General features: G+C 65.1%; 3 protein-coding genes. 2 read left to right on the top strand and 1 reads right to left on the bottom strand.

Annotated features, from left to right (window positions below; translation table 11 throughout):
* Positions 1–155: 155 nt before the first annotated feature.
* Positions 156–5,636, bottom strand: a complete 5,481-nt coding sequence (locus NKH12_RS22425; protein ID WP_352955137.1) for an alpha-2-macroglobulin family protein — start codon at positions 5,634–5,636, stop codon at positions 156–158.
* A gap of 288 nt (positions 5,637–5,924) precedes the next feature.
* Here NKH12_RS22425 and NKH12_RS22420 point away from each other — a divergent pair, with 288 nt between their 5' ends.
* Entirely contained in the window at positions 5,925–7,853 is a 1,929-nt protein-coding gene (locus tag NKH12_RS22420) for an autotransporter assembly complex protein TamA (protein ID WP_352955136.1), read from the top strand.
* Positions 7,853–15,769, top strand: a complete 7,917-nt coding sequence (locus tag NKH12_RS22415; RefSeq protein WP_352955135.1) for a translocation/assembly module TamB domain-containing protein — start codon at positions 7,853–7,855, stop codon at positions 15,767–15,769. The genes NKH12_RS22420 and NKH12_RS22415 overlap by 1 nt, the downstream gene beginning before the upstream one ends.
* The last annotated feature ends 241 nt before the right edge of the window (positions 15,770–16,010 follow it).

The following is a 16,010-nucleotide window of genomic DNA, read 5'->3' as shown; positions in this document are numbered from 1 at the left end:
ACAAGAAAACTGTCACCCATGCAATCGGTCCATTCTGTTACCTATCTATCCGGTTCGGACACCGGCCCCTTCTCCCCGTATAGCGACGGGGAGAAGTGCCCGGCAGGGCGATGAGGGGCGGTGCCATCGCCATGTTCCTGTTCGCCATCTTTGCCTTACGGCGCCTTGACCTCCATCATGCCGGTCGCGGTGCGGGCCGAATATTGCGGCCGGTACATGTCCTCGACCGTTGCCGCCGGGTGGGCATAGGTGCCCGGTGTCACCGCACGCACGACATAGGCGAGCGTGATGTTGCGGTCGCCGTCGCCATCGTTCGGATTGAAGGCCGCGACGAAACGGTCGTCGCGGAATTCGAGATGGGCGGCGTCGGTCTGGGCCAGCCAGGAGAAGTTCGACAACTGGGCGCTGGAAACCAGGCCCGGATTGTCGATCTCGAAGCCGGCCGGCAGCAGATCGGTGACCACCAGCCGCGACGGCCATCTGTTTTGCTCATAGATACTAAGCACGACGACATAGCGTTCGTTCTGGGTCGCCTCCGTGACATTGGCTTCGGTGCCGTCGAGCTTGTAGTAGGTGCGGCCGATGGTGAAGCCGTTGCCGCTGGCCGGCAGCGGCTGGATCGGCGAGGCCACTGTGGTGACGACCGCCTGCAGCGGGCTGCTGCCGGTGTTGGCGACGGTCAGCGGGCTGTTGGCAATGTCGCTGCCGGCGATCTGGTCCGAATAGGCGCCGGCATGCGGCGCGCCGTTGATGGTCAGCGCGATCGAATCGTTGCCGGCCTTCAGTGCGCGAGCCGCCAGCAGCATCCAGGACTCGTCCTGCGTGCTTGTCCATCTGACGGCGGCGCGTTCCTGGGTCACCCGCTTGATCAGCGCCGGCACGATAGTCGGCACCGGCTTGGATTCGGCGGCAAGCGCCAGCATCGCCGCGCCGTCGCGCAGCGGCGAGCCATAATCGGACCTGTAGTAGTCGTATGCCGAGCTCGAATTGGCCAGTTGCAGGGCGGCCTGGAAGGTGGCTTCCGAGCGCTGCGTGTCGCCATAGAGCGCCAGGCCCGCCGCCAATTGGGCGACAGCCATCGGGCTCGTAAAGGCTTCGATCTGGGTGTCGGCATAGTAGTGCAGATCGCCGATCGAGGCCTTCTTGTTGCGGGCCAGCACATAGAGCGCATAGGCGATCTCGCTACCGCGACCCTTGACGTCCTGATCGTAGCCGAGGGCGTTTTGCAGATTGCTCAGCGCCTGGTTCATTGCCAGGGCCGGCACGTCGTATTTCTGCTCGCGCGCCCGGGTCAGGAAGTCGGTGACATAGGCGTCGAGCCACAGGTCACCGGAGCCCGGACCCCACAGGCCGAAGCTGCCGGCCGACGCCTGGTAGCTCAGCACCTTGTAGATGGCGTCCTGGATGCGGCCGTGCAGGTCGGCGTCGCTGGCCATGCCGACGCCCGAGGCCATCTCGTTGACATAGAGAAGCGGCATGGCGCGGCTGGTGGTCTGCTCGGCGCAGCCATAGGGGTAGCGGTCGAGCGTCATCAGGAGCGACGGCACGTCGAAGGCCGCCGCCTGCGAAACGCCGACGCTGACCGAAGCGCCGTCGAGCAGGCTTGCCGCCAAGAGCTCCTTGTCGATGCGCAGCGACCCGCCATTGCCCTTGAGGTCGACCACCATGCGGGTGGTCACCGGCAATTGCGCCGGCCGCACCGGAACATACAGCGTCTGCTCGACAGCGGTGCCGTCGGCATGGGCGAGCTTGATGGTGATCGAGGCGTTGCCCGGCGTTTTAGCGATCAGCGGCACGGTCAGCGTCTGCCGCTTGCCCTTGGCGAGCGTCAGCTTTTCGGGCAGGGCGGCACTGCCGGTCGAAAGATTGCCGGTGGTGCTTATCGACAGTGCATAATCGCCCTCCGGACCGTCGGCGTCGGTGACATCAAGCCGCATGACGGCCGAATCGTCGGGCGCCAGGAAGCGCGGCAAGCCGGCGGTGATCACCACCGGATCGCGCACGATCACGTCGGACTGGGCATGGCCGACCCCGTCCTTGGTCCAGGCGACGGCCATGACGCGCACGGTGCCGTTGAACTGCGGGATGTCGAAGTCGATCTGTGCCTTGCCGTCGGCGTCGAGCTGGACAGGACCGGAGAAGAAGGCCACCAGCTTTTCGGTCGGCGGGCTGCCTTGCGATTGTATGTTGGCGCCGTCGCCGCCGGTGCGCAGCTTGCCTGACGTGCCCAGCGAGCCGTCGATCAGGCGGCCGTAGAGGTCGCGTACTTCAAGGCCGAGCATGCGCTGGCCGAAGAACCAGGTCTCCGGATCCGGCACCTTGTAATTGGTGAGGTTGAGGATGCCGACATCGACGGCCGCGACCATGACATAGGCGTTGGCGCCCGGCTGCACGCCGGCCGCCGAGACCGGGATCGACAGCTGCTGGCGCGGCATGGTCTTGTCCGGCGGCGTCAAGGTGACGGCGAGCTTCTTGGAGCCCGGATCGACCTTCAGCCATTTGACGCCGATGGCGCGCGCCGGCATGCGCGTTTCCTGCGCATCGCCCGGCCTGAACAGCGTTGCCGTGACATAAGCGCCGGCGCCCCAGTCGTCGTCGACCGGGATGTCGATGGTGCTGCCGCCGGCCGGCACGCTGGCGGTGACGGTTTTCAAGAGCTTGTCGGCGCCGATGGTGACGAGCAGCTCGCCGGCGAAATGCGGCGACACTTTGAGCTTGGCCACTTCGCCCGCGGCGTAGTTGTCCTTGTCGAGGGCGATCTCCAGGCCATCAGGCGTCTCTGTTGTGGTGGAGCTGACATACCAGCCGGCGTCGAATTCGTAGCTGGTCGCCGGGCCTTCCGGGTCCGATGTCTCGATCTCGAGCCGATAGCGGCCCCAGTCGACCGGCAGCGACACGGTGGCCTCGCCGTCAGCGGTCATGTCGACCTGGCCGTTGGCCACCGACTTGGTGAAGGTGACCGGCTCATAGTTCCAGGAATTGCTGGAGCGGTACCATTGGTAATTGCGTTCAACCTTGACCAGCGACCATTGCGCGCCCTGCAGCGCCTCGCGCTTGCCGTCGGGGTCGACGGCGATCAGGCTGAACTTCGCCGTGCCGCCTTGCGGCACCTCGTCGCCGTCGAAATCCGGGCGGATGCCGATCATGTGGCCCTGCGGCCGGATGCCGATGTTGAGCGAGCGCTCGACGGCGCGGCCGCCGGTCTCGCGCATCCTGACCGTAACCTTGGCATCGACCAGCTTTGTGGTCGAGGGCAACTGGTCGACGGAAACCGGGAAGGTCGCCTTGCCGTCCTCGCCGACCACCGGCAGCCCGGTGAACGGTGTGACTGACGGTTCCGCCGACTGCTCGTCGGCGAGGCCGAAGGAATAGCCCTTGAAGCGGTCCCAGTCGCGGATGGTCGACAGCGTCAGTTCGCCTTCGAGCGCCAGCCCCGCGGCCGGCGCGCCATAAAGGAAGCGGCCGTCGACGGTGACGTTGGCAGTTTCGCCCTGCGCGATCTCCTGCTTGTCTGAGGACAGGTCGAACTCGATGCGATCCGGCACGAAATCCTCGACCAGGAACATCTGGCTAGCGACCGCCGCCTGCTTGGGGTCGGTGTGGATCGCCACCGTCCAGGTGCCGCGCATGGCGTTGGGTTCGAGCGGCAGGTCGACGGCATGGCCGCCGGCCGATGCGCCGTCGCTGACGATGCGGCGGTTCTCGACGCCATCGGGGCGCGTGAAGATGAAGGTCAGCGGCAGGTTCTCGACCGCCTTGGCGGCGCCGTCGCGGGCAAGGGCCGCGACATGGACGTCCTCGCCGGCGCGGTAGATGCCGCGTTCGGTCCAGGCATAGACGTCGAGCGCGCCCGGCGCGGGACGCCCGGTGACGCCACGATCGGACAGGTCAAAGCCGGCACGGCCCATGTCAAGGAAGACGAAGTCGCTGTCACCCTGCTTGGCCGTCAGCACGGCCGGGACCATGCCGCCGTCGCCGCGCGTCAGTCCGGGGTTGAAGACCGCCCGGCCTTCGGCGTCCGTGGTTGCGGTGCCGAGGATCTCATTGTTCCTGGCGAGCAGCGTCAGTTCAGCACCTGATATCGGCTTGGCGGTTCCGAGCGAACGGGCAAAGACGTTCAGCCCATCCTGCCCGGTATAGGTCGACAGGCCGATATCGGAGACGACGAACCATTGCGTGGCGCGCGAATCATAGTCGTTGTCATTCTCGTCGACCGGTTGCGCGGTCAGCACATAGACGCCGGGCTTGCGCTGCGGCAGCGCTTCGTCGACCGGGAAGGACGTTGTGACTTCCTTGTTCAGGTCGTTGGCGATGTCGAGCTGGCCTTGCCAGACCGGCTCGCCCATCTGATCGGAAATGTTGGAGATGTCATAGCCGTCAAGCTGGCGCAGGAACTGGTAGCCGGACAGGAGCTGGGTCAGCGAGCGGTCGCCGATGCGGTAGAGCTTCATTTCGGCGACGTTCATGTTGACGGTGACGACCGGGATGCCGCGGCGCGCGCCGGCAGGCAGCACGAAGCTGTCGCCGGTGAAACGGGCGGATGGGGCGCGGTCCTGCACGTAGATCGACAGCACCACCGGGGTGGTAACCACCTCGCCGATGGCGGCCGGCAGGCCGGGGCGGAAGGTCACGTCGTAATGCTGGCCGTGCTCGAGCCCCTCGACGCAGATCTGCTTGTCCTTGGCCTCGACGCCCTTGGGGGCGGCGTTGTCGACGGTGACGAATTGCGAGTAGTCGACACCGGTCTTGACCAGATCCTCGGAAAATTGCGCGCATATGCGCGGCGCGCTGGTGTCGGCGTCGACCGTGTGATCGACGACGCGGAAGCCCTTGCGGGCCTTGAGATCCTGATAGGCGGCCGAGACCCAAGGCGAACTGACCAGCGCGAGGCTCGCTTCGTAGGCCTGCAAGGCCGGCCGAGAGAGATCGCGGCGGTCGAGCCCGTCGCCAAGCAGTGCCAGCGCTTCGGCGCGCGTTTTTGTGGTGCGCAGCAATTTGTAGGCGTTGAAGCCGGCGGAGGTGGCGTTCGCCGGCAGGGTGGACGCCTCCGCGCTGTTGGCGGTCGGCTGCACGGCAAGCGTTTCCCGCGCCAGTTCGAGCCAAAGCTGGCCATCGTCGGGCAATACCGAAATCAAAGCCTCGTATTTTTGGATGGCCAAGCGGTGGTCGCCGGTCTGCGACGCTTGTTTTGCCGCCTCCCTTAGCGCCGTCAGCCCTTCGGTGGGCTTGGTGTAGGCCGGACCCGTCAGTCTGTTGCGGTATTGCTGGGCCTGGTCGGCCATCCAGGCAGGGAAGAAGGCGAGGTCCGGTGGCGCGCCGATATCGGGGTCGCCTTCGACGTTGATGACCGTGCCGGCGACGGCGCCCTTGAACGATTTCAGCGTGTTATAGTCGGATTTGAGAAAACACCATTTGGCCTTGGGGTTATAGGTAAAGGCGCGGCAGGCGGGATCGCCGAGACATGTCGTCTTGCACTGATCGAGGCTGACATTCTGGTCGGATCTGAGATCGAAGCCGAAATAATCGGAATTATCCGATGTCGCCACCCGGCGCGCTTCGGCCGCTTGCGCGACACTGCTCCAGGCGAACAAGAGAAGGAAAAAGATCGACAGACCACGAGCCGCGCGCATTGCCATAACACCCCTCCAGACACTGCTTACGTTACGTCTACGTTACGTCCAGACATGTTCAAGCTCAGTGACGCTTGTCAACACGAGGACGCGGCAGGTTCCGCCTGCCAACGGTTTCCTTTCCGGCCGATGACCGGTAATACCTCCATAGGACAGGGATCACGCATTCTTGCGGCAACGCAGAAGGTGTGAATTCCAAGCCCTGTCCATTTCAGACAATTGGATTGTGGCTCCTTTACGAGCAATTCAGAACTTCATTCCAATTTTAGCTTTGGCGGCTAGTGTAGAGTTGTAATGTCGGCGTATGAAAGGCAGATGTCGGGAGGAACCGCGCCACGGCGTGTGCTTTCGCACGCCCTGCTTTTCGCCTTGCTGTGCTCGACTGCATTGGTTGCCGCGAGCGGAAATGCGGCCGCTTTCGAGATCTTCGGCATCAAGCTGTGGGGATCGTCGGAGGATGAAGACGCCGATATCGTCGATCCGCTGCGCTATGCGCTGACCATGGAGGCGCCCGACGCCGACGAGGACCTCGCCGAGAAGCTCGAAAACGCCTCGGCGCTGAAGGACGACGAAGAACGTCCGGTCTCCGGTTCGCTCGGCCTGCTGGCCAAGGCGCGTGGCGACCGCGATCAGCTTGTCGCCGCACTTTATGCGGACGCCCGCTACGAAGGCGTAGTCACCATCACCATCGAAGGCAAGCCGCTCGACGATTTGCCGCCCGACGCCGAATTTTCGGGTCCGCAGCCGATCCCGGTGGTGATCAACATTGCGACCGGGCCGAAATTCACGCTTGGCGACATCAGGCTGGAGGGCGATGCGGCGGGGCTGGCGGGCGCCGATTTCGGCCTGATCGCCGGCGGCGATGCCGGTTCCGGTGCCGTGCTCAAGGCCGAGGCGTCGATCGTGCGGGCGCTCAAGGAGGAAGGCAGGCCGTTGGCCAAGGTGACGAACCGCGAGATCGTCGCCGACCACGCCACCTCGACGCTCGACGTGACGCTGACCGTGGCGGCCGGGCCGGTTGCCGGCTACGGCGACACCACGGTCGAAGGCACCGAAAAGGTCGACCGCGATTTCACCGAATACATGACCGGCCTGAAGCGCGGCCGCCAATATTCGCCGGAAGAGATCGACGAGGCGCGCGACAGGCTGCTCGGGCTGGAAGTCTTCAACAGCGTGACGCTGAAGGAGGCCGACGGTCTCGACGCCGACGGCAACATCCCGATCGGCGTCGAAGTGAGCGAGCGCAAGCCGCGCTACTTTGGCCTTGGCGGCACCTTCTCCAACACCGAGGGGCTCGGCCTCGAAGGCTATTGGGGCCACCGCAACCTGTTCGGCCGTGCCGAAAAACTGCGCATCGAGGGCGAAATCAGCGGCATCGGCAGCAATGAGCTGACTGAGCTCAACTACAATGCCGGCATCATGTTCGAAAAGCCGGGCGTGGTCGGGCCGGCGTCCAAATTCTTCGCCAACGTCAACACCGTGCTGGAGCATCCCGACGCCTACGACCGTTTCTCGGTCAAGGGCAGCAGCGGCCTGTCTTATGAACTCGACAGGCAGCAGACGGTTTCCGCGGAAGTCGCGCTCGACTATTCGAAGATCACCGATTCCTTCGGCAAGCACACCTATCTGATCGCCAGCGTTCCGCTGCGATATGTCTTCGATAACCGCGACAGCCGGCTCAACCCGACGACCGGATTCAGGGCGCTGGCCTATGCCGAGCCGAGCTACGACATTTTGAACGGTGCGGCCTTCGTCAAGCTGAGGGGCGAAGGATCGGCCTATCAGTCGCTCGACGCGGCCTCGAAGTTCGTCTTGGCCGAACGTGTCGCCATCGGCTCGATCATCGGTGCCGGCCTTCAGGATGTTCCGGCCGACCGCCGCTTCTATTCCGGCGGCGGCGGCTCGGTGCGCGGTTATGCCTATCAGGGCATCGGTCCGAAGGACGCCGACGGAGAGCCGATCGGCGGGTTGTCCTTCTTCGAAACCTCGGTCGAGATGCGCATCGCCATCACCGACACGATCGGCGTCGTGCCGTTCGTCGATGCCGGCACCGTCTCGACCAATCAATTCCCGGATTTTTCCGGCATGAAGGTCGGCGCCGGCGTCGGCTTGCGCTATATTACGCCGTTCGGACCGCTGCGCATCGATGCGGCGGTGCCGCTCAACCGGGGTCCCGATGACCCGCATTTCGGCATTTATGCCGGCATCGGCCAGGCGTTCTGATGACAATGTTCAAACGCGTCCTTCGCATTGTCCTTTATACGCTGCTCATCGTGGTGGCGGCGGTGGTCGGTGCGCTCGTCGTGCTGACCAAGACCGAGCGCGGCCGCGACAATCTCGCCGGCATCATCTCGACCATGGCGTCGACCGATGACCGGAAGGTCACGGTCAGCGGCATCGACGGCATCTGGTCCGGCGCGCTGACTGTCGACCATGTCGTGCTGGAGGATCGCCAGGGCCCCTGGCTGGTGGCGCGCAAGGTGGCCGTCGACTGGTCGCCGCTGGAGCTTCTGTCGAAAAACTTTAGCGCCGGCCGCGTCGCCGCCGATCGCATCGAGCTGGCGCGGCTGCCGGCGGCCGGCACGCAGCCGAGCCAAGGTGGCGCCACCACGCTGCCGGTGTCGCTCGACATCAAGCAGATCGACCTGCCAGAAATCGCGCTCGGCCAGGCGCTGGCCGGCAGCGGTATCGCCGAACTCGCGGCCAAGGGTTCGTTCAAGGCCGACGCGGCGCCATTGGCGCTCGAAACCAGCCTCAACATCACCCGCCGCGACGGCAAGCAAGGCAAGGTCGACGCCAATATCCATTTCGCGCCCGCCGACAACAAGCTCGACCTCGATCTGAAGGCATCGGAGCCGGCCGGCGGCATTATCGCCAATCTGCTCAAATTGCCGGATGCGCCGCCGGTCAACATCGTCGTCACCGGCACGGGGCCGGTCGCCAACTGGAGCGGGATCGGTACCTTCGTCGTCGACGGCCAGATCGTCACCCAGCTCACCGGTCGCCACCAGCTCACCGACAAGGGCAACTATGTCGAGGCCAAGGGCGACGGTGACTTCCAGCGCTTCTTGCCCGACAATCTGAAGTCCTTGTTTGCCGGCAAGACCAGCTTCGACCTTGCCGGAACCGCGATCGTGACGGGCGGCGTCGAAGTCGAGCGCGCCAGCATCGACAGCGATGCCGTGCATGGCACCGCCGCGGGCATCATCGACCCCAATGGCGCCAGCGACCTTTCGGTGGAACTCGCCGCCAAGGGTCCACCGATCGTACTCAGCCTCGGCACTGCGGCGCAGCCGGTGACCGTCGCGATCATCGGCGCCACGGCCCGCGCGTTCGGCGGCGGCAAGGCGCCGATAATCGACATCGGCGCGTCCCTGGTTTCGGTGGTGGCGGGCGGTACACGGGTGGACGATCTGGCGGCTGAAATCCATTCCGACGGCTTCGACATACAGGACCGCAGCGGACCGGTCAGCATCAAGCTTACAGCTGGCGGCCTGAATACCGACGTGGCGACGCTGGCGCCGCTGGTGACTGGCAGGGTGACAGCGGAGCTCGCCGGGTCCATCAGCAAGAACGAGATTGCCGTCGATCAAGGCACGCTGCGCAGCGCCGCGCTCAACGCCTCCGTGACGGCCAAGGTGGCGCTGGCTGATCTGGCGATAACGCTCAAGATGAATGCCGATGCCGTCTCGACGGCGCTGCCGCCGCAGATCCGCTCGGTTCTCGGTGAGCGCGTGACATTCTCGGCGACCGCGACCCGCGATCCGCAAGGTTCCTTTGCTGCTAATACGCTGCAACTCACTTCGGGCTCGCTCAGCGCCAGCGGCACCGCCAGCGCGACTGGCACAGACATCCAGGCCGATATCAAGGGCACGCTCGGCGACGTTTCGGTGCTGTCGCCAATGGTTGGCGTACCGGTCGGCGGGGCCGTCGATTTCGCGCTCACGGCGAGCGGCGCGCGCACGGCGCCGGATTTCTCGGTCTCGGCCGACAGCGACAGCCTCACGGCGTCCGGTCATACGGTCAAGACGATCAAGCTGGCGGCGACGGGGAAGGCCGATATCGCCAACCCCGCCGCCGATGTCTCACTGACCGGCTCCGTCGACGACCAGCCGCTCGATCTCAGGGCATCGTTGGTCACGCGTGACGGAAAGCGTTCCATCAACGGGCTTAACCTGTCGCTGGCCGACAACAAGGTCTCGGGGGATATCGCTCTCGACGACAGCTTGCTGCCGCTCGGCACGCTGACACTCGAAGCGCCCGATATCGGACCGCTGGCTGCACTTGCTGGGCAGACGGCAGCAGGCGACGTGCAGGGCAGCATCCGCCTTTCGAATGATGGTGGCGCGCCGACGGTCGCGATCGATATGACAAGCGGGTCTATTTCGCGCGGCGATCTGGCAGCGAAGACCATCGCCGTCAACGCGCTGGTCGCCAACTATCTCAAGGCACCGGCGATCTCCGGCACCATCAAAGCCGATACGGTCACATCGGGAACCACAGTCGTCAGCAGCATCGGTGTCGATTTGAAGCGCGACGGCGACTGGACCGGGTTTTCCGGCGGCGCCACCGTAGCCGGCATTCCGGCCACGGCCGAAGGCAGGGTGAAGATCGCCGACGGCACGACAAGCGTCGAGATCGCCTCGGGCGAAGCGACCATTCGCGGCATCAAGGCAGCGATCGCGCAGCCGTCGAGCTTGAGCATCGCCGATGGCACAGCCAGCATCGAGAAGCTGATGCTCGATGTCGGCGGCGGATCGGTGACCGTGTCCGGCACCGCCGGCCAGACGCTCGACCTCGCGGCAGAGTTTTCCGCGTTGCCGGCCGCCCTTGCCAATGATTTTTCACCCGGCCTTGTCACCGCGGGTACGCTCGGTGGAACGGCGCAAGTGACGGGACCGTCGGCAGCCCCCAACATTCGTTTCAAGGCGCAGCTCAGCGGCGCCGAGACCAGCCAGACCCGCCAGGCGGGGCTCGGGCCGCTCAATGTCGATGCGGCAGGCAGCTTCTCCTCCGCCAGCGGCGTCGCCATCGACCACGCGACGCTTGCCGGCGACAAAATTTCTGGCAAGGCCGCCGGTACCATCAATCCGAACGGCGCCAGCGATTTTGCGCTCGACCTCGCCTCGACCGGCCCGAGTCTGCCGCTGGCGCTTGGCAGCACCGAGAGTCCGATCAATCTCGAGTTGCAAGCGCTGTCGGTGGAGGTCGCGGGGCAGGGCATGCAATCGACGCTGAATATCTCCGCGACACTGCCGTCGGTCGCCACCAACCTCGCCAAGGCCGAAGGCATCGCGCTTGCGCTCCATTCCGACGCCTTCGATCTGAAGGGCCGGACAGGGCCGATTTCCGGCACGGTGACGGCGGACAAGATCGGCCTGGACAATCCGACCATCGCGCCGCTGCTCGCCGGAAAGATCACTGCCAAGGTCGCCGGCGATCTCGCTACCGATACCATCGTCATCGACAGCGGCTCGGTGACGAGCGAGGTACTGGACAGCGGCTTTAATGGAAGGGTCTCCCTGGCCGATGGCGCCATCGATCTCAACCTCAGGGCGGTTGCGGCTTCCGCAGCACTGCCGGCGGCAGTGCGCGGAGTGCTCGCCGAGCGGACGCAGCTCAGCGCGGCACTGAAGCGCGACGCCAACGGCAATGTTATCGCCAACGCCATCAGGCTGGTATCAGGTGCATTCAGCGCCGACGGGCAGGCCAGCCTCGCCGACCACAAGGTCAGCGCCGACCTCAAGGGCGCGCTGGCCGACATCTCGCTTCTGTCGAAGGATGCCAAGGGCGCCATAACGTTCGCGCTGAACGCGCAGGGCGCTGGTACAGCGCCGGACCTGTCGCTGACGGTCGACAGCGACCGGCTTTCGGTGGCCGAACGCGAGATCACCGGGCTGAGGCTCACCGCGACGGGGAAGGGCGACATCGCCAGCCCGGCGGCCGATATCTCGCTCACCGGATCCGTCAATGACGAGCCACTCGATTTCAAGGCGTCGCTGGTAACGCGCCAGGGAAAACGGTCCATAAACGGACTAAGCCTGTCACTGGGCGACAACAAAGTTTCGGGCGACCTTGCTCTCGACGATAGCTTCCTGCCGCTCGGCACGGTGGCGCTGGATCTACCCGATATCAGTCCGCTCGCAGCCCTGGCGCTGGAAAAAGCAAACGGCGACGTGCGTGGCACGGTCGCCTTCTCGAAGACCGGCAATGCGCCTGATGTCGCCATCAAGGCGACCACAGATTCAATTTCGCGCGGCGATCTTTCGGCAAAGACGGTCACCATCGATGCGCTGATTGCCAACTATCTCGCCGCACCGGTGATCTCAGGAAAAATCCGTGCCGACAGCGTCACCTCCGGCGGCACCGTCATTCGCGGCATCGATGTCGATCTCAAGCGTGATGGCGACTGGACAGGCTTTTCCGGCGGCGCCACCGTCGCCGGCATTCCGGCCACGGCCGAAGGCAGGGTGAAGATCGCGGACGGCATGACAAACGTCGAAATCGCTTCGGGCGAAGCGACCATTCGCGGCATCAAGGCAGCGATTGCGCAGCCGTCGAGCTTGAGCATCGCCGATGGCACAGCCAGCATCGAGAAGCTGATGCTCGATGTCGGCGGCGGATCGGTCAACGTGTCCGGCACCGCCGGCCAGACGCTCGACCTCGCGGCAGAGTTTTCCGCATTGCCGGCCGCCCTTGCCAATGATTTTTCACCCGGCCTCGACGCCGCGGGCACGCTCGGCGGAACAGCGCAAGTGACGGGACCGTCGGCAGCCCCCAACATTCGTTTCAAGGCGCAGCTCAGCGGCGCCGAGACCAGCCAGACCCGCCAGGCGGGGCTCGGGCCGCTCAATGTCGATGCGGCAGGCAGCTTCTCCTCCGCCAGCGGCGTCGCCATCGACCACGCGACGCTTGCCGGCGACAAAATTTCTGGCAAGGCCGCCGGTACCATCAATCCGAACGGCGCCAGCGATTTTGCGCTCGACCTCGCCTCGACCGGCCCAAGCCTGCCACTGGCGCTTGGCAGCACTGAGAGCCCGATCAAGCTCGAGCTGCAGGCGCTTTCGGTAAAGGCTGCGGGGCAGGGCACGCAGCCGAAGCTCGATATCTCCGCTGTCCTGTCTTCGGTCGCGACGAATTTTACCAAGGTCGAGGGGCTCACCCTGGCATTGCATTCGGACGCCTTCGACGTGAAGGGCCGAATAGGGCCGATCTCCGGCACGGTGACGGCAAACAAGATCGGCCTGGACAATCCGACCATCGCGCCGCTGTTCGCCGGCAAGATCACCGCTAAGGTCGCCGGCAGCCTCGCCACTGACACCATCGTCATCGACAGCGGGTCGGTGACGGGCGACGCGCTGAACACCGGCTTCAACGGGAGGGTCTCGCTGTCCGACGGGGCCATCGATCTCAATCTTAAGGCGGATGCGGCTTCCGCAGCGCTGCCGGCGGCAGCGCGCGGTGTGCTCGCGGAGCGGACGGAACTCAGTGCCGCGCTGAAGCGCGACGCCAATGGCAATGTCACCGCCAACGCGATCAGGCTGGTGTCCGGCGCGCTGACTGCCGACGGGCAGGCCAGCCTTGCCGACAATAAACTCGCCGCCGACATCAAGGGCGCGCTGGCCGACATCTCGCTTCTGTCCGGGGATGCCAAGGGCGCCATTGCTTTCGCGCTGAACGCGCAAGGCGCCAGCACAGCGCCCGACCTGTCGCTGACGGTCAACAGCGACCGGCTTTCGGTGGCCGAACGCGAGATCACCGGGCTGAGGCTCACCGCCACCGGCAAAGCCGATGCGGCCAACCCGACGGCCAATGTCCAACTGGCCGGAAATGTCGCGGGCCAGCCCCTGCAAGGCAGTGCCGTGCTGGCGACATCAGACGGCAAGCGCGCCATCAACGGACTTTTGCTGTCGCTCGGCAAGAACCGGATATCAGGCGACCTGGCGCTTGATGAGGCTTTCGTGCCTGATGGCACTGTGGCGCTCGACCTGCCTGACATCGGACCGCTCGTAGCCCTTGCGCTGGAAAAGGCGGAAGGCGACGTGCGCGGCACGATCGTCTTCTCGAAGACCGGCAGTGTGCCTGAGGTCACCATCAAGGCTTCGACGGCTTCGATTTCACGCGGCGATGTCTTGGCAAAGACAATCACCATCGATGCATCGATCGCCAACTATCTCGCGGCACCGGTGATCTCCGGAAAGATCCGCGCCGACAGCGTCACCTCTGGCGGCACCGTCATTCGCGGCATCGATGTCGATCTCACCCGCGACGGCGATTGGACCGGCTTTTCCGGCGGCGCCACCGTCAAGGACATTCCGGCCAGAGCCGCCGGCCGCGTCAGGATCGCCAACGGCACGACGACGGTCGAGCTCACCTCCGGCCAGGCGACCATGCGCGGCATTAAGGCGGCGATCGCCCAGGCCTCGACCATCACCATCGCCAACGGCACCACCAGCCTGGACAGGCTCGCACTCAACCTCGGCGGCGGCACGGCGACGGTTTCGGGCAAGCTCGGGGAGGCGCTCAACCTCAACGCGACGCTGGCGCGGGTGCCGATGTCGCTCGCCGACAGTTTCTCGCCGGGCCTTGATGCCGCCGGCTCGATCTCGGGCACGGTGAAGGTGACGGGCGCGCCGGCCAATCCGGCCGTCGCCTTCAAGATCGACGCCGCAGGCGTCCAGACGTCGCAGACCCGCGGTGCCGGTTTCGGCGGCATGGGCGTTTCGTCCTCCGGCACATATTCGGGCAACAGACTGACCTTCGACGCCAGCATGAGCGATGCCGCCGGTCTCGGCCTCAAGGGCGGCGGCACGATGACGACATCAGGCACGCCCACCCTTGATCTCGACTTTTCCGGCAAGGTGCCGTTCGCCTTCCTCACCCGGACACTTGCCGCGCAAGGCCTGTCGTTGAGCGGCACGGCCGATGTCGATTTGAAGGTGCGCGGCCCGGCGACGTCGCCGGTGATCACAGGCACGGTCCGCACGTCGGGTGCCCGCCTGATCGATGCACGCTCGGGACTTGCAATCAATGATATCACCGCCGATGTGGCGATCGGCGGTGGCGTCGCCAGGATCAACCGCCTGACCGGCAATTTGTCGACGCGCGGCAGCCTGTCGGCCAGCGGCACGGTCGGCATCAATCCGGGGCAAGGTTTTCCGGCCGACCTGTCGGTCAAGCTCGTCGACGGCCGCTACACCGACGGCAGAGTGGTCACCGCCAATCTCGGCGGCGACCTGACCATCAAGGGGCCGCTCGCGTCGGCGCCGGTGATCTCGGGTACGATCAACCTGGCCAAGACCGTCATCACCGTTCCCGAAAAGCTGCCGGGCTCGCTTGCGGCGCTCAACGTCAAGCACAAGAACGCACCGGCTGCCGTGCGCGCGCAGGACAAGGCGTTGCGCCCGGCGACGGCGAGCGGCAGCAGCGGTGGCGGCGGCCTCAACCTCGATGTCACGGTCAATGCGCCGAGCCAGATCTTCATCCAGGGCAGGGGTGTCGATGCCGAGCTTGGCGGTTCGCTGCGGCTGACCGGCCCGGCATCGTCGCCGCAAGCCGTCGGCACTTTCACCTTGCAGCGCGGGCGGCTGACGATCCTCGCCAAGCGGCTGACCTTCACCGAAGGCACGGTCGGCTTTTCAGGCTCGCTGGTGCCTTATCTCAACCTCACGGCGACGTCGACGACGAGCAGCGCAACCGTCACCATCGTGGTATCGGGCGAGGCGACCAATCCGAAATTCAACTTCTCGTCGGTGCCGGCGCTGCCGGAAGACGAGGTTCTGGCGCAACTGATTTTCGGCCGTTCGATGTCGAACCTGTCGCCGCTGCAGATCGCTCAGCTTGCCGAAGCCGCCGCGCAGCTGGCCGGTGTCGGCGGCTCGACCTCGCTGCTCCAGAACCTGCGCAGCGCGATCGGCGTCGACGATCTCGACGTCATCACCGACGAGGAGGGCGGCACCGCGGTCTCGGCGGGCAAATATCTCAACGACCGCACCTATGTGAGGATCCAGAAGGGCGACAAGCCGGGTTCGGGCAAGGCGGCGATCGATCTCGACGTCGGGCGCGGCGTCAAATTGCGCGGTGAGGCTACCGATGCCGGCGAAGCCAAGGGCGGCGTTTTCTACGAGCGCGAGTACTGAAGCCGCCGACGCGAGAAGGTCTGGTAATCCGACAGTCGTCTCCGTTCTGACACCCGTCCGGGATCGGCTGGCACTCTGCAAAGCTCCGCGCATGACCCCCAAATCGGAATCGATTTTCGGTTAGGGATTATGCGCAAAATCAAAGTGCTACGGCGTCGTTTGCCCGTCCAACAGGACGTGCGGCGCTGTAGTGAATGTCTCAGTTTGATCGATGCCGGAGATTCGAACGAAATCTGCCGGG

Origin of the sequence: Mesorhizobium sp. M1322, assembly GCF_040318085.1 — a bacterium.
Classification (GTDB): domain Bacteria; phylum Pseudomonadota; class Alphaproteobacteria; order Rhizobiales; family Rhizobiaceae; genus Mesorhizobium.
This window is presented reverse-complemented; position numbering and strand designations above follow the sequence as displayed.